Here is a 22,377-nt window from a genome sequence, read left to right as displayed (position 1 = left end):
CGGGGGCGTCCGCATGGATTGACCGGTTCGAGCTGGACACCGAGTAACGGGCACGGCTCAGATGCAGGGAGTGCGCATGCAGTGCCCGACGACCCAGATGGGGTCGACGCAGGCCAAGGGAAAGACGGTGGTGCTGCCGTGTCCGAGGTAGAGACGGGCGCGCAGACGCCCCGGCTGCCTGCCCGCAAGACCGTCGAAGGCGGCTCGCGCTGGAAGCTGCGCAACTGGCGGTTGCGCACCAAGCTGATCGCGGTCCTGCTGGTCCCGGTCCTGACCGCGATCGCGCTCGGCCTGCTGCGCGCGAGCTCGGAGCTGGAGCGGGCCCAGACCTTCGACGACGCCGCCAAGGCGGTGACCTCGACCCTCGACGTGGTGGCCCTCGTGCACGAGCTGCAGTACGAGCGGACCCTCGTCGTCGACTACGTCGCCCGCGGCCGCACGGGCGACAGCGGCCCGATGAACGGCCAGATCCAGAAGACCAACGCCTCGCTGACCCGGCTCAAGCAGGCCGCGGCCAACGTCTCCACCGACCGCGGCGACCTGCTGGTGGGCCTGCGCGACCAGCTGGAGGCCATCGACTCGGTCCGGCAGGCGGCCATCGACAGCGACTACCCCGACGTGGGTGTCTACCGCTCCTACTCGACCCTGCTCAGCTCGGTGCTGGGCGCGGGCGCGGAGTTCACCTCGTCGCTGGTGCAGTCGGAGATCTCCCGGCTCGGCGCGGCCTCGCTGGCCATCGTCGAGGCCAAGGAGTTCCTCAACCAGCAGAACGCCGCGCTGACCATCGCCGCCCGGCGCGACGCCTTCCCGCCCGGCTTCCTCGACCAGGCCCGCGCCGCCGACGCCAGCTTCGTGGCCTCGATCGACAACTTCCGGGCCAACGCCGAGACCGCCGAGGCGCAGTTCTTCGCCGACACCTACACCGGCGCCGAGGTCGACATCCGCGAGCGGATCAAGCTGACCGCGATCAGCCGCGCCGAGCGCGGCCTGCCGCTGCAGCTGGACATCAACGAGCTGGCCGGGTCCGCGCGGGAGGCCAGCGAGGCGCTGCGCAAGGTCGAGACCACGCTGCTGACGAAGCTGGGCAAGGCCGCGGAGGACGCCGCCGACGACGCGCTGGCCAACGCCTGGCGCGACGCGGTGATCGTGCTGCTGGCGGTGCTGGCCGCGATGGCCGTGACCTTCGTGGTCGCCCGCTCGCTGCTGGTCCCGCTGCGCGTGCTGCGCCGCGACGCCCTGGACGTGGCCAACCGGCGCCTGCCGGAGACGGTCCAGCGCATCCTCGCCGACCCCGACCCGGTCGAGGCGGCCAAGAACGCCGTCGAGCCGGTGCCGGTGTTCACCCGGGAGGAGACCGGCCAGCTGGCCCGCTCCTTCGACGCGGTGCACGACCAGGCGGTCCGGATGGCGACCGAGCAGGCGCTGCTGCGCGACAACATCAACTCGATCTTCGTCAACCTGTCCCGCCGGTCGCAGACGCTGGTCGAGCGCCAGCTCGCCCTGATCGACCGGCTGGAGCAGGACGAGCAGGACCCCGACCAGCTCGCCTCGCTGTTCGAGCTGGACCACCTGGCCACCCGCATGCGGCGCAACTCCGAGTCGCTGCTGGTGCTCTCCGGCTCCGGCCTGTCCCGCCAGCTCTCCCGCCCGGTGCCCGCCGCCGAGGTCGTCGGCGCCGCGGTCTCCGAGGTCGAGCAGTACGCCCGCATCGAGGTGCTCTCCGCCCCGGACATCTCGGTGCAGGGCCGCGCGGTCTCCGACCTGGTGCACCTGATCGCCGAGCTGCTGGACAACGCCACGTCGTTCTCCGAGCCGGACAAGAAGGTCTACGTCCGGATGGCCGTCACCCGCAAGAAGGAGCTGGCCGTCCAGATCACCGACTCCGGCGTGGGCATGTCGGCCGACGAGATCGAGGCCGCCAACCTGCGCCTGGCCGACCCGCCGGACCTCGACGTCGCCGTGACCAGGCGGATGGGCCTCTACGTGGTCGCCCGGCTGGCCAAGCGCCACGACATCAAGGTCAGGCTGCGGGAGAACGAGGACATCGAGGGCGGCCTGATCGCCCGGATCACCGTGCCCGCCGCGCTGGTGCACGCCAGCCCGGCCGCCGCGCAGCCCACGGCCGCGCTGTCGCTGCCGTCGATGCCCTCCCAGCCGTCCATGCCGTCCATGCCGGGATCGATGACCGGCTCGATGTCCTCGGCGGGCTCGCCGCTGACCCCCTCCGGCGGCTTCCCGCTGCCCCCGGCGGCCGACGAGACCGCCGCCCGGGCCAGCGGCATCGCGGGGGCCTTCACCGGCAGCACCCCGCGGGTGCGCACCGAGGGCGGCTTCCTCAGCGAGTCCCAGGTCGACCGCCCGGCCGAGGAGGTCGCCGCGCTGCCGCCGTTCCAGGTCGGCGGCGAGCCCGACGACACCGGCGGCTGGGGCCCGCCCGCCTCGCCGGAGGAGATCCGGGCCCGGCTCAACGGCCACCTGGTGGACACCGAGGAGGCGCACGCGCTCTTCGGCGCCCCGCTGGCCGCCGAGCCCGAGCCCGCCGAGCCCGCCCAGGCCGAGCACAGCGGCAACGGCATCGCCACGGCGTTCATGAAGCCCGTCGAGCGGGTCGTGGACGCGCCGACCGAGCGGCTGCCGATCTACGAGGCCGTGCTCTCCCAGTGGTTCGAGGCGGGGGAGACCGGCGCGCAGGACAAGGTCGACGAGGAGGGCGCCCCGGCCCCGGCCCCGGCCGCGGCCGAGCCCGCCCCGCAGGAGACCGGCTGGACCTCGCCCGCCGACGACGGCTGGCGGCGCGCCCGCGCGCTGCTGGACTCGCCGCCGGAGACGACCAGCACCAGCGCCGGGCTGCCCAAGCGGGTGCCCAAGCAGCACCTGGTCCCCGGGTCGGCAGCCCCGCGCGAGACCCCGGCGTCGGCCAGCACGGCCGAGCACCCGCTCGCGCCCGCGCTGCCGCCGCGCACGGCCGACGCGATCCGCGGCCGGATGTCCAGCTTCCAGCAGGGGGTGCGCCGAGGTCGACACGCCCTCATCGACGCCTACGCTGGTGACCAGAACGGTTCCGAGGAGAGCCGCCGAGACGAGGAGCAGGAGTGACCGCGTCCGCACAGCAGCCCGGCAGTTTCGGGTGGCTCATCACTGATTTCGTCCGCCAGGTGCCCGGCGTGGCCCACGCCGTGGTCGTCTCCGCCGACGGCCTGCTGCTGGCCAGCTCGCAGGGCCTGCCCCGCGACCGCGCCGAGCAGCTGTCCGCGGTGGCGTCCGGGCTGGTCAGCCTCACCCAGGGCGCCGCCCGCTGCTTCGAGGCGGGCGGGGTCAACCAGACCGTCGTGGAGATGGACCGCGGCTACCTGTTCCTGATGTCCATCTCCGACGGCTCGTGCCTGGCCGTGCTGGCCGCGCCCAACTGCGACATCGGCCTGGTCGCCTACGAGATGACGCTGCTCGTCGAGCGGGTCGGCCAGCAGATGACGCCGGAGCTGCGGGCGCAGCTCCAGGGCACGCAGCGCAGGTGAGGGGCGAGCGATGACGGGTCGTAGAGCCGCCGACCGGCGTGCCGAGGAGGACTACCCGTACCGGGACCTGTTCGACTCCGAGACCGGAGCGGACTACGACAGGTTCGACTACGGCCAGGCCGAGCGGAGGGCGACGGACATGTCGGAGCGCGGTTGGGAGGACTTGCCCGAGCACGGCGAGCCGCCGAACAGGTTCGACATCGGCGGCTTCCAGGCCAGGCTCTTCGGCGGCCCGTCCGCGGGCCTCTACGGCGACTCGGGCATCCCGGCGCAGTCGGACTGGGACTCCAAGGAGATCCCGGCCGTCGAGCCGGACCCGGTGCCGGACCCGGCCGAGCCCGCTCCGCACGAGACCGGCTCGCTGGTCCGCCCGTACACCAAGACGGGCGGGCGCACCCGCCCGGACTACGACCTGGCCATCGAGGCCTTGGTCTCCACCAGCGACCGCGGCCGCATGCCCGACCCGTCGGTGCGTGCGGAGCACCGCACCATCTGCGGGCTGTGCATGGACACCCGCTCGGTCGCCGAGGTGGCCGCCTACCTCCGGCTGCCGCTGGGGGTGGCCAGGGTGCTCATCGGCGACATGGCCGGGCTCGGGCTGGTCTCCATCCACCAGAGCGGCATGGTCGTCGGTGACCGGCCTTCGATCGAATTCATGGAAAGGGTGCTCAGTGGGCTCCGCAGGCTCTAGTCCCCTCAGCGCGCACGACGCTGCGCCGCAGCCCACCACCTCGGCCAAGATCGTGGTCGCTGGCGGGTTCGGTGTCGGCAAGACGACGTTGGTCGGCTCGGTCTCCGAGATCGTCCCGCTGACCACCGAGGCCGTCATGACCGAGGCCAGCGTGGACGTCGACGACCTGTCGTCGACCCCGAACAAGGTGACCACGACCGTCGCTATGGACTTCGGGCGCGTGTCCCTGGACTCGGATCTGATCCTGTACCTGTTCGGCACGCCCGGCCAGCACCGCTTCTGGTTCATGTGGGACGACCTGGTGCGCGGCGCGATCGGCGCGGTCGTGCTGGTCGACACCCGCAGGCTGGCCGACGCCTTCGCGTCCATCGACTTCTTCGAGGACCGCGGGCTGCCGTACATCATCGCGCTCAACTGCTTCGACCGCGTCCTGCACCACCGCATCGACGACGTCCGCGAGGCCCTGACGATCGACGCGGGCGTGCCGATCGTGACCACGGACGCGCGTGACCGCGAGTCGACCAAGGAGGTCTTGATCACCTTGGTCGAGCACGCGATGCAGCAGCGGATGTCGCGCGCGGGCTGACCCGGAGCCGATGCGGGCCTGCCCCCGGCTTCCCCGGGGCAGGCCCGCATCCGCTCATCCGGCCGACATCGCGCCGCAGCCCGCCAGATCGGCCGCGCCGTCCCCGAGGCCGCCCGCGACGCCCGCGGACAGGAAGCCGACGCCCGCAGCGGGCTCCCCGGTGCCGTCGTCGGCCCCGTTGTGCACCATTTCGCCCGCGATGACGACATCCGGCGACAGCGAGCTGAAGCCCACCCCCTCGGGGATCAGGTCCGCGACCCGCAGGTCGCCCGCGACCATCGACCCCGCAGCCGTCGCCCCCGCGGCGTCGACGAGCGACTCGACGCCGGTGAGGGTGATGTCGAAGTCGACCAGCCGCAGGCCCTGCCCGCTCCACTGCTGCCACTTCTCCAGGAAGCTGGTCCAGTCGGAGTTGACCCACAGCCCGTAGCCGCCGGTCCCGGCCCGGAAGACCCCGGAGTAGCGGCGCTGCCCGCCGATGTCGACGGTGTCGAGGTCGACCAGCCGCAACCCCGCGGCGCTCCACTCCTGCCACTTGGCGGCGAAGTTGGCCCAGTCGGCGTTGACCCACAGGCCGTAGCCGCCCGCGCCCGCGGTGAACACCCCGGAGTAGCGCAGCTGGCCGCCGAAGTCGGTGATGGTGAGGTCGTCCAGCCGCAGGCCCTGGCCGCTCCACTCCTGCCACTTGGCCACGAAGTTGTTCCACTCGGCGTTCACCCAGAGCCCGTAGCCGCCCGTCCCCGCGCGGAAGACCCCGGAGTAGCGGGGCTGGCCGTCGATCTCGGTGATGTCGAGGTCGACCAGGCGCAGCCCGGCGGCGCTCCACTCCTGCCACTTGGCGGCGAAGTTGGCCCAGTCGGCCAGCGCCCAGAGGCCGTAGCCGCCTGCGCCCGCGCTGAAGACCCCGGAGTAGCGCAGCTGACCGCCCGGCTTGCTGATCTCCAGCTCGTCCAGCCGCAGCCCGGCCCCGCTCCACTCCTGCCACTTGGCGACGAAGTGGTTCCAGTCGGCGTTGACCCACAGCCCGTACCCGCCCGACCCGGCGGTGAACACCCCGGAGTACCGCTGCCCCTGGGGGAAGCCGAGGTGGTAGGGCGTGTGGTCGCAGACCTCCCACGAGTTGGACTTCATGATGCACGGCGCAGGCGCGGTGGCGCAGTTGTCGCAGTTGGCGTTGGGCTTGCCGAAGAACCCCCACGACCCGCCGCACGAGCACCCGGACGATGCGTACTCGTCGGGCGCGCCGAAGATGTGCCCGGTCTCGTGGGCGAAGACCCGGTCGATGTTGTCCGGCCCCCACCCGTCGTTGGCGTAGGCCATGACCAGCCGCGGCCCGCCGACGGTGGCGTACCCGAAGTGCTTGAGCGGGTACTTGGTGAAGAAGGCGACGTAGGCCCAGTCGGTCCGCAGCCCGGTGCGCAGCGACTCCGCGTAGGCGGTCACCCCCGCCAGCCCCGCCGGGAACCCCAGCGCCGCCATCGCCGGGTCCCGCCAGTGCGCTTCCTTCTGGTCGTCGGGCAGCCCGCCGTCGGCCTGCACGTCGAGCGCGACGGTCCGGACGCTGTGCACCCAGGTGACCCCGCCCGGCGAGCTCTGCGCCCCCAGCCAGCTCAACCCGTTCTGCACCTCGGCGACGACCTTCGTCCGCTCATCCGCGCTGAACCGCAGCGCATCGGTCGGCCCCTCCACGATCACCACCCCCACCGCGACCCGCCCGGTGAGCCGAGCGCTCAACGCCGCCCCGGCAGCATCCTGCGCCCCCGATTCCTCCTCACCGTCGAAGTGGTCCGGCGCGTCCCCTTCCCCCCAATCCACCCCATCCAACGGCCGCCGCGCCTTGGCAGCCGCGAACTCCGCCGACTCCCGCAACGCGAACGCCGCCACCCCCAACGCCCCCGTCTCATCGAGATCGCCAAAGACCCCGCCACTCTGCGGCACCACCACACCTTGCGGAACCACAACCCCCTGCGGCACCACAGCACCTTCCGGCACCACCACACCCTCCGGCACCGCAGCCACCACCACCCGATCCCCGTACTCATGGACCACCCCACCACCAACCCCCGCGGAACCAGCCCCATCCCCCCGAACCACCACCACTTCCCGAACCCCAATGTCGCCAGCCATGCCGACACCTCCCGATAGGGACCCGCCCCAGCAGAACCTTCCGCCCCGCCGCCCCCGACCGTGGCCCAACAAAAGTCTCCCCCCACACCCCCTCTACCCCCCTGCCCAAAGGTGCCGCCACATGGACACACCCACCGCACAACCAAGCACCACAAGGGACATCGACCGCATTTCCCCCTGCTCCCTCGTCCTGGCAGCAGTTAGCCCTCCCAGGGTTAAACAATCAAGCCAGAGGGAGCATGCGCGCTTCACTCGTCGACAACAGCCACAGACGAGATCCGATGCAACGGCACCCGATGCGTCTGCTCCCCCGCAACCCCCTCCAACACCCCACCCCCCACGCGCACCGGCACCAGCACATGCCGGGTAGCCACCCCATGATTGTCCACAACGGACACAACCACCCGCCGCCCCGCCGCCATCGCCTCGCCCAGCAGCTCCACGGTCCGGGCGGACCCGCCGCCCGCCGTCACCGTCCGCCCAGCCCGGGCCGAAGCCGCCTCATCCCCCAACCGCATCCCCCGCACCACATCCAGCAACGTCGACTCATCCACCTCGCGCCCGACCGCCGCCCGCCGCACGGCCCGGCCCCCGGCGACCCGCCGCCCCGCGGGCCGCAGGTCCACGATCTGCCCGTCGGCCCCCTCCGCGGCCGGGGCGAACCCCGCCGCCCGCAGCTCCTCCAGCACGTCCAGCAGCGGGACCGGCGACACCAGCACCGTCGGCGCGATCTTGCGCAGCCGCAGCCCCACCGCGGCCGGGCTGGCCGCGACCTCGGCCAGCAGCGCCGGGTCGTCGCAGCGCAGGAAGGACGCCGCCGCCCCGCCGCGCAGCCGCCCGTGCCGCCGCGCCACGTCGTCGATGAGGTAGGTGAGCCCCTGCGGCACCGGGGTGCGCGACCGCACCCGGAAGAAGTCGTGCAGGTCCTCGGCCGAGCGGCCCGCGTCCAGCGCCCGCCGCAGCGAGGTCTCCGTGACCCGGTACACCGTCGCCGCGCCCGCCGACTCCAGGTCCGCGACCTCGGCGACCCGGGCGGCCAGGTGCGGTTCCAGCGGTCCCGGCGCCACCACCGTCAGGTCGGCCTGCACCAGGACGTGGTCCACCGGCTCGGGCATCGCCTCGGCCATCCGCTTGGCCGCGGCGGGCACGTCCTCGTCCAGCAGCGCCCGGCCCGGGCCGCTGAGCGCGCCCAGCGCGACCACGCCCAGGGCGGTGGCCTCGGCCATCGTCCAGCGCACGACGTCGTCGCGCAGCCGCCCGCCGCGGCGGGGCGCCCGCCAGGCCAGCACGGCGGCCAGCTCGTCGGCCGAGACCACGCCCGCGTCCGGGGGCAGCGCCCGCAGCACGCGCAGCCGCTCGGCGGGCGCGGTGGGCCTGCGCAGGTCGTCGGAGAGCGGGGCGAGCAGCTTGTCCCGGGCGTCCTTGCGCCCGCCGAGGCCGGGCAGCCGGGGGAGGTCGATCCAGGCGGCGGCCAGCGCGGCCCACCGGTTGGGCAGACCCGCCGCAAGCCAGGAGTCCGCCAGCGTGGTCGGCGCCCACTCCGGCTCGACCTCGCCGCTGTCGGCGACCAGCCCCGCCCCCGCGGCCAGCTCCACCAGCAGCCCCGCGCGCGCCTCGCCGACCTCGGCGGCCTTGGCGACCCGGCGGATCTCGCGCACGCCGAGCCCGCCCGCCTTGCGCACCGGCGCGGGCTCCTCCGACCACAGCCGCAGCAGGACCTCGACGTGGCGGACCAGCTCCATCGCCTCGCCCGCCGCGGTCCCGTCCACGGTCGCCCGCTGGTGCGGGACCGTGCGCAGCGGCGGCTCCACCAGCGCGGCCGGGGCGCCGCGCAGCGCGGCGGCGACCTGGCCGGGCAGGGTGACCGTCTCCCCGTCGCGGCGCACCAGCAGGCCGCGCGCGAGCAGCCGCTGGATGGGCGTCACCGCCTGATCGGGTGAACCGGTGAAGTCGGCGTCCTTGGTGCGGCCGATGCCGGTGCCGTGGGCGAGGGTGTCGAGCACCTGCCGCTCGTCGTCGTCCAGGGCCGCGAGCAGGCCGGGCACCTCGGCGGGCGCGGGGGAGGGGGTCGACGGCGGCAGGTTGCCGACCTCGCGCGCGGCGGGCACCAGCCAGACCGCGGGCCGGCCCCAGGCCAGCGCGAGCCCGCGCAGGGTGTCCACAGCGGCGGCGACCCGCTCCGGCGGCAGCTCGATGTCCAGCTCGTCCGGTGCGACCGGACCGCGGTCGGCCCCGGCGACCAGCAGCGCGTCCAGCACGGCCAGGGTGGCGGTGTCCAGGCCGTCGGCGGCCCTGGCCACCGAGGCCCGGCTCGCCGCGCGCGCGGCGAGCACGGTGGTGTCCGCGGGGCGCGGGGTGGCCAGGTCCGGGCGGGCGCGCAGCAGCGCCACCACCTGGGCCTCGTCCGCCTCGCGCAGCCATTCGGTGAGGGTGGACACCCTGACCACGGTATACGGCGTCGGGTAACCTCCGTACTGCCGCTCAGCCGAGGAGGAACAGTGGGCAAGGTAGCCAAGTCCGACCGGGTCGACCCGCACTGGAAGGGCGACGACGACAACGGCTCCCACCCCGTCAGCGAGTTGACCGCCGACCGCCAGGGCGCGCTCTCGCCCTACGGCGACCTCACGTTCCCGCTGGAGGCGGTGCCCTACGTGCACCCCGTGACGGAGATCAACAAGTAGGTATAGGGTCGGGCAGGCCGCACAAGTCCGTCCACTTCGGAAGGCCGCCGCCATGCCAGTCCCGGGTCCCGGTTACTCCATCACCATCCGCGTCGATGCGCCGCCGTCGGCGAGCGTGGCCGGGGACCTCACCAGCGCCGTCGGGCGCGTCGGCGGGGTCATCACCGCATTCGACGTCGTCGACTCCCACGCCGACAGCGTCCTGGTCGACATCACCTGCAACGCCCTGTCCGCCGACCACGCCCGCGACATCACCGAGGCGCTGCGGGCGCTGCCCGGCGTCGACGTGCGCAAGGTGTCCGACCGGACCTTCCTGGTCCACCTCGGCGGCAAGATCGAGATCAACGCCAAGGTCGCCCTGCGCAACCGCGACGACCTCTCCCGCGCCTACACCCCCGGCGTCGCCCGCATCTGCCAGGCCATCGCCGACAACCCCGACGACGCCCGCAGGCTGACCATCAAGCGCAACACCGTCGCGGTCGTGACCGACGGCTCGGCCGTGCTCGGCATGGGCAACATCGGACCGGCCGCCGCGCTGCCGGTGATGGAGGGCAAGGCGGCGCTGTTCAAGAAGTTCGCAGGCGTCGACGCCTGGCCGGTGTGCCTGGACACCCAGGACACCGAGGAGATCATCCGCACCGTCGAGCTGATCTCCTGCGTCTACGGCGGCATCAACCTGGAGGACATCGCCGCGCCGCGCTGCTTCGAGATCGAGCGCAGGCTGCGGGAGAAGCTGGACATCCCGGTCTTCCACGACGACCAGCACGGCACCGCGATCGTGGTCGTCGCCGCGCTGCGCAACGCCCTGCGCGTGGTGGGCAAGTCCATCGCCGACGTGAAGATCGTGGTGTGCGGGGTGGGCGCCGCCGGGTCGGCCATCATCCGGCTGCTGCTGCAGCGCGGACCCGCCGACGTGGTGGCCGTCGACGTCGACGGCATCGTCCACCGCGACCGCGGCGACACCGACGCCAACCTGCGCTGGGTCGCGGCCAACACCAACCGGGAGAACCAGAGCGGCAGGCTGCACGACGCCCTCGTCGGCGCCGACGTCTTCATCGGCGTGTCGGCCCCGAACCTCTTCGGCGCCGAGCAGGTGGCCACGATGGCCCCGCACCCGGTGGTCTTCGCGCTGGCCAACCCGGACCCGGAGATCGACCCGCTGGAGGCGCAGAAGCACGCCGCCGTGGTCGCCACCGGCCGCTCGGACTACCCGAACCAGATCAACAACGTGCTGGCCTTCCCGGGCGTCTTCCGCGGCCTGCTCGACGCCCAGGCGCACACCATCACCGACGCCATGCTGCTGGCCGCCGCCGACGCGATCGCCGACGTGGTGGACGGCGAGCGGCTCAACGCCTCGTTCATCGTCCCGTCGGTGTTCGACGCCGCGGTCGCCCCCGCGGTGGCCGAGGCCGTCCGCAAGGCCGCGGGCGGGCACTAGCATCGGACCGTGGGTGAACTGAGCCACGTCGACGAGACCGGGGCCGCCCGGATGGTCGACGTCTCCGCCAAGTCCGTGACCGCGCGCTCGGCCGTCGCCACCGGCGTCGTCCGCACCACGCCGGAGGTCATCGGCCTGCTGCGCCGCGACGGCCTGCCCAAGGGCGACGCCGTGGCCACCGCGCGCATCGCCGGGATCATGGCGGCGAAGAAGACCGCCGAGCTGATCCCGCTGTGCCACCCGATCGCGCTGTCGGGGGTGGCCGTCGACCTGGCGCTGGGCGAGTCCGAGGTGGCCATCACCGCGACGGTGCGCACCAACGACCGGACCGGGGTGGAGATGGAGGCGCTGACGGCGGTCGCCGTCTGCGGCCTCGCCCTGCACGACATGATCAAGGCCGTGGACCCCCGGGCCACGCTCGACGCGGTGCGCGTGGAGCGCAAAGAGGGCGGCAAGCACGGGGAGTGGGACCGGTGACCCGCACCGCGCGGGTGGTCACCGCCTCCAACCGGGCCGCGGCGGGGGTGTACGAGGACAAGACCGGGCCGCTCATCGTCGCGTGGCTGCGCGAGCGCGGCTACGCGGTCGAGGACGCCACCGTGGTCCCCGACGGCGCTCCCGTGGAGGCGGCGCTGCGGGCGGCGGTGGCCGCTGCCGTGGACGTCGTCGTGACCACGGGCGGGACCGGCATCACCCCCACCGACCGCACCCCGGAGGCCACGCGGGCCGTCATCGAGTACGAGGTCCCCGGCCTGGCCGACGCCATCCGGGCCGCCGGTCTGCCCGCCGTCCCCACCGCGGTGCTGTCGCGGGGGCTGGCCGGTGTCGCGGGCCGGACGCTGGTGGTGAACCTGCCGGGCTCGACCGGGGGCGTCAAGGACGGCCTCGGCGTGCTGGCGGGCGTGCTCGACCACGCCGTCGACCAGCTGCACGGCGGTGACCACCCGCGGGTGCGGGAGGAGCGCCCTGCTGCCCGGGTGCTGCGGGCCGAGGTCGTCGACGCCCCGATCGACGTCGACACCCACGCCGCGCTGGTGGCCGACGCCGCCGCTGGTGCCGTCGTCACCTTCGCCGGGGTGGTCCGCGACCACGACCGCGGTCGCGGGGTGGTCGCGCTGGACTACGAGGGGCACCCGTCTGCCGGGGCGGTCGTCGAGGAGGTCGCTGCCGAGGTGGCCGGGCGGCACCCGGGGGTGCGCGCGCTGGCCGTCTCGCACCGGATCGGGGCGCTGCGCATCGGGGACGTCGCCCTGGCCTGCGCGGTCTCCGCCGAGCACCGGCGGGCGGCCTTCGCCGCCTGCGCGGACCTGGTCGACGAGGTCAAGGCGCGGCTGCCGATCTGGAAGCACCAGACCTTCACCGACGGCACCGACGAGTGGGTCAACTGCCCGTGACCGTGCCCTGGATGGCGGGATCATGTGTCGCGATCACATGATCCCGCCACCAGGACGTCTGCTCATAGGCCTCCAACGGAGAATGCCCGAACCCCACCCGCCGGGGAATTGCGGGTGGGGTTCGGGGAGGGGGAGAAGAACGAGCCGGGGACTACTACTTCGTGGCGATCTTCTGACCCACGAGGATCAGGTCCGGGTCGCCGATGTAGTCCTTGTTCTTCTGGTAGAGGTCCTGCCAGCCGCCCTTCAGCTTCAGCTTCGTGGCGATCTTGGACAGCGAGTCGCCCTGGACCACGGTGTAGTCGCCCTTGGGGTTGCTCTTGGCAACGACCGAGACGCTGCGCGGGGCCTGCTGCTTCTGCTGCTTGGGGGCAGCGGTGGACCGCTCGCCGCGCGCCTTGGTCTGCGACTTGGTGTACGACGGCGTGCTCTTGGCCGCCGGGGCCGCCGAGCCCGCGCGCTTGCCGCACACCGGCCACGCGCCGATGCCCTGGGTCTGCAGGACCCGCTCGGCCACCGCGATCTGCTGCTCGCGGGACGCCTGGTGCGGCATCCCCTTGCCACCGTGGGCTTGCCAGGTACTCGGCAGGAACTGCAAGCCGCCGTAGTAGCCGTTGCCGGTGTTGATCTGCCAGTTGCCGCCGCTCTCGCACTGGGCGACAGCGTCCCAGTTGACGCTGCTGTCGGCGGCCGCCGGGGAGGCGGCCACGGCCATCGACGCGCCGAGGGCGACGCCGGCCACGATCACGCGGGCCAGGAATCGCTGGACGGCCGACTCGCTGTGCTTACCTCGATTACCCATCGCCATCTCTCCTCCCGCGCCTGCGTGCTGGCGGGCGGGCCCGCACTCCAGGCCCGTTCCGGGACCGCCGTCCCGGCCACCACGCCGCGCGGCCGAGCCGCTCGTCGTGGTCCCTCGTCCCCTGTCCGGAGGTCGCTTTCGCTCGGGGTTGGTTCCCAGGGGCCCGCCGGACAGGGGCTCGGCGCTGCGGACTCCCGGGTCGTGCAGGCTGATCGTGGATCAGCCCGTAGCGACGGTACGTAACCGGAATTGGAAGGGAAAATTCTGTGACCTGTGACCGTAATCACAGTAACAACGCGATTCTTGCCTCGATCTGAGGGAAACCTGCAGGTCACGCGGTCTGAACTCGGCCGTGATCAAGCCGTGTCCTGGCCGAAATAATTCACTCTAAGTGAGTTTTGGCTCACGTCCGATCCAGCGTGATCGGCCATTCGAGGTTTAGCCGCCGGCAAAGGGGGGTAGAACGTCGAGCGCGTCGCCGTCACCCACTCGTGTCGACCGGTCACGCACCGCAATCGAATTCAGCAGGAAACTCGACGCCGCCAGCACCCGGCGGAGGTCCGCCCCGCGGCGCTCGGCGACGGCGGTCAGCGCGTGCTCGACCGTCGCCGGGTCGGTCAGCGCCACGTCCTCCTCGGCCACGCCCGCCGCGGCCCGCGCGCCCGCGAAGTAGCGCACCCTGACGGTGATCACGTCCCTCAGCCCCCGATGGCGCTCATCGGCCGGATCGGCTGCGCGAACCCGGCGTCGTTGATCCGGTGGCCCGCCAGCTTGGCCCACATCGCCGCCCGCCACAGCTCGGCCAGCTCCGCGTCGGACGCCCCCGCCCGCATCGGCCCGCGCAGGTCGGTCTCCCGCTGGCTGAACAGGCACGACCGCAGGGCGCCGTCGGCGGTGAGTCGGGTGCGGTCGCAGGCGGCACAGAACGGCCGGGTGACCGAGGCGATGACGCCCACCTCCGCGGGCCCGCCGTCGACCAGCCAGCGCTCGGCGGGCGCCCCGCCGCGCGGGGCCGGGCTCGGGGTGAGGGTGAACCCGGCGGCCAGCAGGTCCAGGATCTCCGCGGCGGTGACCATGCTCGCCCGGTCCCAGCCGTGCTGCGGGTCCAGCGGCATCTGCTCGATGAACCGCAGGTGGTAGCCGTGGTCGAGGCAGTGGCGCAGCAGCGGGACGGCCTCGTCGTCGTTGATCCCGCGCAGCAGCACCGCGTTGACCTTCACCGGGGTGAGCCCCGCGGCGCGGGCGGCGGCCAGCCCGGCGAGCACGTCGTCGAGCCGGTCGCGGCGGGTGATCGCGGCGAACCGCTCGCGGTCGAGGGTGTCCAGGGAGACGTTGATCCGGTCGAGCCCGGCCTCGGCCAGCGCGCCGGCCCGGCGGACCAGGCCGATGCCGTTGCTGGTCATGGAGATCGTCGGCCGCGGGGACAGCGCCGCGGTGGCGGCGATGATGCCCGCGATGCCCTTGCGCAGGGTCGGCTCGCCACCGGTGAACCGGACGTTCGTCACGCCGAGCTGCCGCACGGCGATCGTGATCAGGCGGACCAGCTCGGCGTCGGTGAGCAGGTCGCCGCCGGGCAGCCAGTCGAGGCCCTCGGCGGGCATGCAGTAGGTGCAGCGCAGGTTGCAGCGGTCGGTCAGGGAAACCCGCAGATCGGTCGCCACGCGGCCGAAGCGGTCCACCAGCCCGGGCGCGTCCGGCCTGCCGGGTGGACCGGGGAGGCCGGGGAACCCGAGGTCGACGGGGCTCACCCGATCCAGCGTAGTGGGCTCATCACCGCATCGATCGAAGCGTGCAACCCTCCGGGGTGTCGCAGAATCCGCGGAAGCGGGTGGTTGTGCCTGGTATCGCCGCGGATGCGGGGCTAGGGTGCCGGTTGTGCCGCAGTACCGGTTTTCCGAGGCCGCCCGCCTGATGGGGGTAAGCGACGACACGGTGCGCCGCTGGGCCGACGCGGGCCTGCTGCCCGCCACGACCGACGCCGCAGGTCGCAAGGTGGTCGACGGCGCCGCCCTGGCCGCCTTCGCCCGCGCGCAGGCCGACGAGGTCCCCGACCCGACCGGCGTGTCCCGCTCGGCCCGCAACCGCTTCGTCGGCCTGGTCACCCGGGTCGTGGCCGACAAGGTGATGGCGCAGGTCGAATTGCAGTGCGGCCCGCACCGGGTGGTGTCGCTGATGAGCGCGGAGGCCGTGGACGAGTTGGGGCTGGAACCGGGGGTGCTGGCCGTGGCGCTGACCAAGGCGACGCACGTGGTGGTGGAGACGCCGTGAGACGGGCCCTGGCGGCCCTGGCCCTGCTCACCGCCTGCTCGACCGGCCCGGACCGCCCGGTCGTCACCGTCTTCGCCGCTGCGTCGCTGACCGAGTCTTTCACCGCGCTGGCCGCGCAGTTCGAGGCCGCCCACGACGTCGAGGTCCGGCTGAACTTCGCCGCGTCGTCCACCCTGGCCCAGCAGTTGCGCACCGGCGCGACCGCGGACGTGATCGCCACGGCCGACGAGGCCACGATGGCCAGGGTCGCGCCCCCGTCCCCGCGCGTCTTCGCCACCAACCGCCTGGTCATCGCCGTGCCCCCGGGCAACCCGGGCCGGGTGCGGGGCCTGGCCGACCTGCCCCGGGTCGTCACCGTCGTCTGCGCCCCGCAGGTCCCGTGCGGGTCCGCGACCGCCGAGGTCCTCGCGTCCGCGGGCGTCGACCTGCGCCCGGCGAGCGAGGAGCAGGACGTCAAGGCGGTCCTGACCAAGGTCGCCGCCGACGAGGCCGACGCGGGCTTGGTCTACGTCACCGACACCCGCACCGCGAAGGTCGAGGCCATCGACTTCCCCGAATCCGCCGCAGGCACCAACCGCTATCCCATCGCCGCCCTGCCCGACGCCCCCCACCCGGACCTGGCCCGGCAGTTCGTGGACCTGGTCCTGAGCCCCGCGGGCCGGGCCACCCTCGCCGACCACGGCTTCGGCCCGCCATGAGGCGTGCGTCGCCTGCGGGCGGGCAGCGGGTCGACGGGGCGTGGGGGCTGGCTGGCCGGGCCAAGGGCGGGGCGGCCGGGGAGCACGGCGGGGGCGGTGTTCCGCTTGTCCTGTGGGTGCCCGCCGTGGTGGGGCTGGCGCTGGTAGGGCTGCCGATCTTCGGGCTCGTCCTGCGCAGCGACCTCGCGGCGTGGCCGCGGCACGTCACCAGCCCGGGCGCCGTCGCCGCGCTCTGGCTGTCGCTGCGCACCGCCGCCGCCGCGACCCTGCTGTGCCTGGTGCTCGGCGGACCCCTCGCCGTGGTGCTGGCCCGGGTGCGCGGGATGCGGCTGGTGCGGGCCGTCGTCCTGCTGCCGCTCGTGCTGCCGCCCGTGGTCGGCGGCCTGGCGCTGCTGTACCTGCTCGGCCGCACCGGCCTGGCCGGGCAGGTGCTCGACGCCGCCGGGATCCGGGTGCCCTACACCACCGCGGCCGTCGTGCTGGCGCAGACGTTCGTCGCCATGCCCTTCTTGGTCGTCGGGCTGGAAGGGGCGCTCAGGACCGCGGGCCAGCGGTACGAGGCCGTCGCGGCGACGCTGGGGGCGCGGCCGTGGACGGTGTTCCGCCGGGTCACCGTCCCGCTGGTGCTGCCCGCCCTCGGGTCCGCGCTCGTCCTCTGCTTCGCCAGGGCGCTCGGGGAGTTCGGGGCGACCATCACCTTCGCGGGCAGCCTGCAGGGCGTCACCCGCACGCTCCCGCTGGAGGTCTACCTCCTCGGCGAGACCGATGTGGACGCCGCGGTCGCCGTCTCCCTGCTGCTGGTCATCGTCGCCGTGGTCGTCGTGGCGTTCGGGCGGCGGGCGTGAGGGCGGACGTGCGCCTCGCCCGCGGCGCGTTCCAGCTCGACGTCAGCATCGCCGCCGAGGGGGTGGTCGCGGTCATCGGGCCCAACGGCTCCGGCAAGTCCACCCTGCTCGACGTGCTGGCCGGGCTCCTGCGGCCCGACGACGGCCGCGTCGAGGTCGCCGGGCGCGACGTCACCGCGCTGCCCCCGCACCGGCGCCGGGTCGGCCTGCTGGCCCAGGACCCGCTGCTGTTCCCGCACCTGACCGCCCTGGCGAACGTCGCGTTCGGCCCCCAGGCCCGCGGCGCGGCCGACCCCCTGGGCGCCGCCCGCCGCTGGCTGGCCGAGGTCGACGCCGCCCACCTGGCCGACCGCAGGCCGCGGACCCTCTCCGGCGGGCAGGCCCAGCGGGTGGCCATCGCCAGGGCGCTGGCCGCCGATCCGGACCTGCTGCTGCTCGACGAGCCCTTCGCCGCCCTCGACGTCGACGCCGCCCCCGCCCTGCGCGGCCTGCTGCGCCGGGTCCTGCGCGACCGCACCGCCGTCGTGGTCACCCACGACCCGCTCGACGCCCTGGCCCTCGCCGACCGCGTCCTGGTCATGGACGGCGGCCGGGTCGTCGAGCAGGGGCCCACCCGCACCGTGCTCAGCCGCCCCCGCACCCCCTTCACCGCCCGCATCGCCGGGCTCAACCTCGTCCCCGGCGTGGCCGCCGCCGACGGCCTGCACGCCGACGGCCGGGTCATCGCCGGGAAGGTCGAGGCCCGCCCGGGGGAGCAGGCCGTGGCCGTCTTCCGGCCCGCCGACGTGGCCGTCTACACCGAACCGGTGCACGGCAGCCCCCGCAACGTCTTCGCCACCACGGTCACCAGCCTCGAACCGCACGGCGACCTCATCCGCGTCCGCACCCCCGGCCTGGCCGCCGACCTCACCGCCGCCGCCGTCGCCGACCTGGCCATCGAGCCCGGCTCCGCGGTGTACCTCAGCGTCAAGGCGACAGAGGTCACCGTGCACGCCGCCACTGGGTAGCCTGCGCAGCATGTGGGCCTACCTCATGGACATGGACGGCGTGCTGGTGCACGAGGAGCACCTCGTCCCGGGCGCGGACAAGCTGGTCGCCGAGCTGGCCGCGAACGGCACGCCGTTCCTGGTGCTCACCAACAACTCGATCTACACCCCGCGCGACCTGCGGGCCCGCCTGCTGCGCAGCGGCCTGGACGTGCCCGAGCAGGCCATCTGGACCTCCGCCCTGGCCACCGCCAGATTCCTGGACACCCAGCGCCCGGGCGGCTCGGCGTTCGTCATCGGCGAGGCGGGCCTGACCACCGCGCTGCACGAGGTCGGCTACGTGCTGACCGACCGCGACCCCGACTACGTGGTGCTCGGCGAGACCCGCACCTACAGCTTCACCGCGATCACCCGGGCCATCCGGCTGGTCGAGGAGGGCGCCCGGTTCATCGCCACCAACCCCGACGCCACCGGCCCCAGCCGGGAGGGCTCGCTGCCCGCCACCGGCTCGGTCGCCGCGCTCATCGAGCGGGCCACCGGCCGCTCCCCGTACTACGTCGGCAAGCCCAACCCGCTGATGATGCGCTCGGCGCTCAACGCCCTGGGCGCGCACTCGGAGAACACGCTGATGATCGGCGACCGGATGGACACCGACGTGCGCAGCGGCCTGGAGGCGGGCCTGAAGACGATCCTGGTGCTCACCGGCATCTCCACCCGCGACACCGCCGAGCTGTACCCGTACCGGCCGACCCGCGTGGTCGACTCGGTGGCCGACCTGGTTGGCAACTCCCTCGACCCGTTCGGCGAGGGCGCGTGACGGAGGGCTCGCCTAAGGTCGGTGCCGTGGAGACGTACGTGGTGGGCGACGTGCACGGCCACCGCGCCGAGCTGGCCGCCGCGCTGCGGGCGCACGGGCTCCTCGACGAGCGCGACGACTGGGCGGGCGGCGCCGCCCACCTGTGGTTCCTCGGCGACTTCGTCGACCGCGGCCCGGACGGCATCGGCGTCATCGACCTGGTGATGCGCCTGGCCGAGCAGGCGGGCGCGCAGGGCGGGCGGGTGGAGACCCTGCTCGGCAACCACGAGATCCTGCTGCTGGGCATGCGCCGCTTCGGGGAGGCCGAGGTGCCATCGGACTTCGGCCCGCGCAGCTTCGCCCGCAGCTGGGAGATGAACGGCGGCCTGCGCTCCGACCAGGACGGCCTGACCGACGCCCACGTCGAGTGGCTGGTGGGCCGCCCGGTGCTCGCGCTGGTCGGCGACCACCTGCTGATGCACTCCGACACCCTGGAGTACCTGGCCTGGGGCGACGGCATCGAGGAGATCAACGCGACCGTGCAGGCGATCCTGCGCTCGTCGGACATCGTCGAGTGGTGGGAGGTCTGGCGGCGGATGACCACCCGCTACGCCTTCCGCGGCCCCGACGGCGAGCAGGTCGCCGACGAGCTGCTGGCCGTGCTGGGCGGGCGGCAGGTCGTGCACGGCCACAGCGTCATCGCCGACCAGCTCGGCGTGCTCCCCGCCGACATCGACGGGCCGTACGAGTACGCGGGCGGCAAGGCCCTGGGCATCGACGCGGGCCTGTTCGTCGGCGGGCCGTGCCTGGTGGTGCGGCTAGGCGCTGACGATCCGGCTGCCGAGGGGGACCAGGGAGACCGGGATCATCTTGAAGTTGGCGATGCCCAGCGGGATGCCGATGATGGTCAGGCAGAGCAGGAAGCCGGTGACGATGTGGCCGATGGCCAGCCACCAGCCCGCGAAGACGATCCAGATGACGTTGCCGATCGCTGACGCGACGCCCGCCTCCCGGCGCGTCTCGATGGTGCGGCCGAACGGCCAGAGCGCGTAGTTGGCGATCCGGAAGGACGCCAGCCCGAACGGGATCGTGATGATCAGGACGCAGCAGATGATCCCGGCGATGACGTAGCCGATCGCCATCCACAGCCCGGACAGGACCAACCAGATCACGTTCAGCAGCGTTCGCATGCCTCCCATTGTCCCGGATGCGCGGATGTGCTTGCGTGAGGTCGGGCACACCCCCGGCGAAGGGAAGCCGATGACCAGCTACGACTCCGGCGCCTCGACCGTCCCGCTGCTCGGCGACACGATCCCGGCGAACCTGGCCCGGACCGCGGCCCGCTTCCCCGACCGCGACGCCCTGGTCGAGTTCGCCACCGGCCGCCGCTGGACCTACGCGGAGTTCGCCGCCGACGTCGACCGGGTGGCCCACGGCCTGCTGGCCCGCGGCGTCGGCACGGGCGACCGGGTGGGCATCTGGGCCCCCAACTGCGCGGAGTCGACACTCGTGCAGTACGCCACCGCCCGCATCGGCGCGATCCTGGTCAACATCAATCCCGCGTACCGGGTCTCGGAGCTGGAGTACGTGCTCAACCAGGCGGGCGTCCGCACCCTGGTGGCCGCAGAGTCGTTCAAGACCTCCGACTACGCCGCGATGATCGCCGAGGTGCGCCCGCGCTGCCCGCAGCTGCGCGACGTCCTGCTGATCGGCGTCGACGACCTGCGCGCCGACGGCGACCCCGCCCTCCTCGACGCCATCGCCCTCTCGGCCGACGACCCGATCAACATCCAATACACCTCGGGCACGACCGGCTTCCCCAAGGGCGCGACGCTGTCGCACCACAACATCCTCAACAACGGCTTCTTCGTCGGCGAGCTGTGCGGCTACACCGAAGCCGACCGCATCTGCATCCCGGCACTCCGGGCCGTGGGATGATTGCCATCCCGGCTTGACCGGTCGGCGTCGGCACCTGGTCGGCGAGGATCTCAACTATCACTGCTTCGGGATTGTCATCGGCAACCTGGCCGAGGCCGCATGCCCTACATGCGCCCTCGGTCATGCGCGGGCCGCTCCGGGCCGCCCCCGGTGTCCACCCAGACCCGCGCCGACGACGGCATCGACCGCAGGGTGGGCACGGTCGGGCGGGTGCACCCGCACCTGGAGGTCAAGATCGTGGACCCGGCGACCGGGCGGACCGTGCCGCGCGGGGAGGCGGGGGAGTTCTGCACGCGCGGCTACTCGGTGATGCTCGGCTACTGGGACCAGCCGGATATGACCGCGGAGGCCATCGACGCGGCGCGGTGGATGCACACCGGGGATCTGGCGGTGATGGACGCCGACGGGTACATCCGGATCACCGGCCGGATCAAGGACCTGGTCATCCGCGGTGGCGAGAACATCTACCCGCGCGAGGTCGAGGAGTTCCTCTACACCCACCCGGACATCCTCGACGCGCAGGTCATCGGGGTGCCGGACGAGCGGTACGGCGAGGAGCTGATGGCGTGGGTGCGGCTGCGCCCGGGCGCCGGGCCGCTGACCGCGGAGTCGCTGCGCGAGTTCTGCGCGGGCAAGCTCGCCCACTACAAGATCCCGCGCTACGTCCACGTCGTCGACGAGTTCCCGATGACGGTGACCGGCAAGGTCCGCAAGGTGGAGATGCGCGAAGCCGCGCGGCGGATCCTGGGGCTGGGGCGCGGGTAGCGTCGACCGGGTGCGCGATGACCTGGCGGTCGGCTTCGACCTCGACATGACCCTCATCGACCCGCGGCCCGGGATGGTCGCGGCCATGAACGCCCTGGCCGCCGAGAGCGGGCTGGCGCTGGACGGCGAGGCGTTCGCCGCGGCGCTCGGGCCGCCGCTGGACATCGTCTTCCGCGGGTTCGAGGCCCCCGAGGAGCGCATCCCCGGCCTGGTCGCCCGCTTCCGCGAGCTCTACCCCGGGGTCGTGGTCCCCGCCACGGTGCCGATGCCGGGCGCGGGCGAGGCGCTGGCCGCGGTCAAGGACCTGGGCGGGGCCACCCTCGTCGTCACGGGCAAGTACGAGCCCAACGCGGTCCTGCACGTGGAGACCTTCGACTGGCCCGTCGACGTGGTGGCGGGCGGGCGCTGGGCCGAGGCCAAGGGCGGCATGCTGCGCGAGCACGGGGCGCAGGTGTTCGTCGGCGACCACGAGGGCGACGTGCTGGGCGCCAAGGCCGCGGGCGCGATCGCGGTCGGCGTGGCCACCGGGCCGTGCGACGCCGACGCCCTGCGCGCGGCGGGCGCGGACGTCGTCCTCACCGACCTGACCGAGTTCCCCGCCTGGCTGCGTTCCCTCTGACCACGTGCGCGACGGCCACGCCGAGCCCGACCGGCAGGGCCATCGACACCGCCCACAGCCAACTCGCTTGCCGGTCGAGGGCGGCGAGCACGAAGATGGCGACCACCGCCAGCAGGCCGACGGTGAACAGCGCCACAGCGGCGATCATGGTCCGGGGAGCGGTCATAGCGGGAGGATAGTTCGCCACCGGCGCGAGCCCTCCCGGCGATGACACCCGGAGGGGGACGA

The 22,377-nt window shown here is 73.4% G+C and carries 21 protein-coding genes and 2 pseudogenes; 16 read left to right on the top strand and 7 right to left on the bottom strand.

The window, feature by feature from the left end; translation table 11 throughout:
• Positions 1–138 precede the first annotated feature (138 nt).
• The 4 genes from ACWEPX_RS30735 to ACWEPX_RS30720 are packed head-to-tail and all read left to right on the top strand — an operon-like array spanning position 139 to position 4,792.
• Complete coding sequence (locus tag ACWEPX_RS30735; protein ID WP_451900764.1) at positions 139–3,096, top strand: nitrate- and nitrite sensing domain-containing protein; 2,958 nt, start codon at positions 139–141, stop codon at positions 3,094–3,096.
• A complete protein-coding gene (locus ACWEPX_RS30730; RefSeq protein ID WP_189208627.1) occupies positions 3,093–3,515 on the top strand; it encodes a roadblock/LC7 domain-containing protein in 423 nt (140 codons plus the stop codon). Before ACWEPX_RS30735 ends, ACWEPX_RS30730 begins: the two co-directional genes overlap by 4 nt.
• Positions 3,516–3,525: 10 nt before the next feature.
• On the top strand, positions 3,526–4,206 hold the full coding sequence (locus ACWEPX_RS30725) for a DUF742 domain-containing protein (RefSeq protein ID WP_451900763.1): 681 nt from the start codon (positions 3,526–3,528) through the stop codon (positions 4,204–4,206).
• Positions 4,187–4,792 carry a GTP-binding protein gene (locus ACWEPX_RS30720; protein WP_451900762.1) on the top strand — a complete coding sequence of 202 codons (606 nt, stop codon included), beginning with the start codon at positions 4,187–4,189 and terminating at the stop codon, positions 4,790–4,792. The genes ACWEPX_RS30725 and ACWEPX_RS30720 overlap by 20 nt, the downstream gene beginning before the upstream one ends.
• Positions 4,793–4,846: 54 nt before the next feature.
• On the opposite strand, the gene ACWEPX_RS30715 is transcribed toward ACWEPX_RS30720, so the two are convergent.
• Together ACWEPX_RS30715 and ACWEPX_RS30710 are read right to left on the bottom strand one after the other, a co-directional pair.
• A complete protein-coding gene (locus tag ACWEPX_RS30715; RefSeq protein WP_451900761.1) occupies positions 4,847–6,730 on the bottom strand; it encodes a hypothetical protein in 1,884 nt (627 codons plus the stop codon).
• Positions 6,731–7,167: 437 nt separating this feature from the next.
• Complete coding sequence (locus ACWEPX_RS30710; protein ID WP_451900760.1) at positions 7,168–9,366, bottom strand: helicase-associated domain-containing protein; 2,199 nt, start codon at positions 9,364–9,366, stop codon at positions 7,168–7,170.
• 51 nt (positions 9,367–9,417) lie between these two features.
• Here ACWEPX_RS30710 and ACWEPX_RS30705 point away from each other — a divergent pair, with 51 nt between their 5' ends.
• Genes ACWEPX_RS30705 through ACWEPX_RS30690 form a run of 4 tightly spaced genes read left to right on the top strand, consistent with a single transcriptional unit; the run spans position 9,418 to position 12,432 of the window.
• Entirely contained in the window at positions 9,418–9,600 is a 183-nt protein-coding gene (locus ACWEPX_RS30705) for a hypothetical protein (RefSeq protein WP_451900759.1), read from the top strand.
• Between the two features lie 52 nt (positions 9,601–9,652).
• A complete protein-coding gene (locus ACWEPX_RS30700) occupies positions 9,653–11,038 on the top strand; it encodes a malic enzyme-like NAD(P)-binding protein (RefSeq protein WP_451900758.1) in 1,386 nt (461 codons plus the stop codon).
• Between the two features lie 9 nt (positions 11,039–11,047).
• Positions 11,048–11,515: a cyclic pyranopterin monophosphate synthase MoaC gene (moaC, locus tag ACWEPX_RS30695; RefSeq protein WP_451900757.1), complete on the top strand. Its 468-nt coding sequence runs from the start codon at positions 11,048–11,050 to the stop codon at positions 11,513–11,515.
• On the top strand, positions 11,512–12,432 hold the full coding sequence (locus ACWEPX_RS30690) for a molybdenum cofactor biosynthesis protein MoaE (protein ID WP_451900756.1): 921 nt from the start codon (positions 11,512–11,514) through the stop codon (positions 12,430–12,432). The genes moaC and ACWEPX_RS30690 overlap by 4 nt, the downstream gene beginning before the upstream one ends.
• Before the next feature lie 154 nt (positions 12,433–12,586).
• Here ACWEPX_RS30690 and ACWEPX_RS30685 read toward each other — a convergent pair whose 3' ends face one another.
• From ACWEPX_RS30685 to moaA, 3 genes are all read right to left on the bottom strand, one after another.
• Complete coding sequence (locus ACWEPX_RS30685; protein WP_451900755.1) at positions 12,587–13,234, bottom strand: transglycosylase family protein; 648 nt, start codon at positions 13,232–13,234, stop codon at positions 12,587–12,589.
• A gap of 438 nt (positions 13,235–13,672) precedes the next feature.
• On the bottom strand, positions 13,673–13,927 hold the full coding sequence (locus tag ACWEPX_RS30680; RefSeq protein WP_451900754.1) for a MoaD/ThiS family protein: 255 nt from the start codon (positions 13,925–13,927) through the stop codon (positions 13,673–13,675).
• Between the two features lie 5 nt (positions 13,928–13,932).
• A complete protein-coding gene (gene moaA / locus ACWEPX_RS30675; protein ID WP_451900753.1) occupies positions 13,933–14,982 on the bottom strand; it encodes a GTP 3',8-cyclase MoaA in 1,050 nt (349 codons plus the stop codon).
• 127 nt (positions 14,983–15,109) lie between these two features.
• Between moaA and ACWEPX_RS30670 the strand changes: the two genes are divergently transcribed.
• The 6 genes and pseudogenes from ACWEPX_RS30670 to ACWEPX_RS30645 all read left to right on the top strand — a co-directional run.
• A complete protein-coding gene (locus ACWEPX_RS30670) occupies positions 15,110–15,502 on the top strand; it encodes a TOBE domain-containing protein (RefSeq protein WP_451900752.1) in 393 nt (130 codons plus the stop codon).
• Positions 15,499–16,200: a molybdate ABC transporter substrate-binding protein gene (gene modA, locus ACWEPX_RS30665; RefSeq protein ID WP_451900751.1), complete on the top strand. Its 702-nt coding sequence runs from the start codon at positions 15,499–15,501 to the stop codon at positions 16,198–16,200. Before ACWEPX_RS30670 ends, modA begins: the two co-directional genes overlap by 4 nt.
• Complete coding sequence (locus tag ACWEPX_RS30660; protein ID WP_451900750.1) at positions 16,197–17,045, top strand: ABC transporter permease; 849 nt, start codon at positions 16,197–16,199, stop codon at positions 17,043–17,045. The genes modA and ACWEPX_RS30660 overlap by 4 nt, the downstream gene beginning before the upstream one ends.
• Positions 17,042–18,052, top strand: a complete 1,011-nt coding sequence (locus ACWEPX_RS30655; protein ID WP_451900749.1) for a sulfate/molybdate ABC transporter ATP-binding protein — start codon at positions 17,042–17,044, stop codon at positions 18,050–18,052. The genes ACWEPX_RS30660 and ACWEPX_RS30655 overlap by 4 nt, the downstream gene beginning before the upstream one ends.
• A gap of 10 nt (positions 18,053–18,062) precedes the next feature.
• Positions 18,063–18,848, top strand: a complete 786-nt coding sequence (locus tag ACWEPX_RS30650) for an HAD-IIA family hydrolase (RefSeq protein ID WP_451900748.1) — start codon at positions 18,063–18,065, stop codon at positions 18,846–18,848.
• A pseudogene (locus ACWEPX_RS30645) lies at positions 18,845–19,648 on the top strand (metallophosphoesterase); the annotation flags it as partial. The gene ACWEPX_RS30650 and the pseudogene ACWEPX_RS30645, both read left to right, overlap by 4 nt.
• On the opposite strand, the gene ACWEPX_RS30640 reads toward ACWEPX_RS30645, so the two are convergent.
• On the bottom strand, positions 19,646–20,017 hold the full coding sequence (locus ACWEPX_RS30640) for a YccF domain-containing protein (protein ID WP_451900747.1): 372 nt from the start codon (positions 20,015–20,017) through the stop codon (positions 19,646–19,648). The pseudogene ACWEPX_RS30645 and the gene ACWEPX_RS30640 overlap by 3 nt on opposite strands.
• A gap of 70 nt (positions 20,018–20,087) precedes the next feature.
• On the opposite strand from ACWEPX_RS30640, the pseudogene ACWEPX_RS30635 reads away from it, so the two are divergent.
• Positions 20,088–21,530 (top strand): annotated as a pseudogene (locus ACWEPX_RS30635) (AMP-binding protein).
• A 46-nt stretch (positions 21,531–21,576) separates the two neighbouring features.
• The gene (locus ACWEPX_RS30630) at positions 21,577–22,149 is read left to right on the top strand and encodes an HAD family hydrolase (protein WP_451900786.1); all 573 of its coding nucleotides are present in this window, start codon (positions 21,577–21,579) and stop codon (positions 22,147–22,149) included.
• On the opposite strand, the gene ACWEPX_RS30625 is transcribed toward ACWEPX_RS30630, so the two are convergent.
• Entirely contained in the window at positions 22,106–22,315 is a 210-nt protein-coding gene (locus tag ACWEPX_RS30625; RefSeq protein ID WP_451900746.1) for a hypothetical protein, read from the bottom strand. The genes ACWEPX_RS30630 and ACWEPX_RS30625 overlap by 44 nt on opposite strands.
• Positions 22,316–22,377: the final 62 nt, after the last annotated feature.

It is taken from the genome of Actinokineospora sp. NPDC004072, from assembly GCF_053604195.1.
This window is presented reverse-complemented; position numbering and strand designations above follow the sequence as displayed.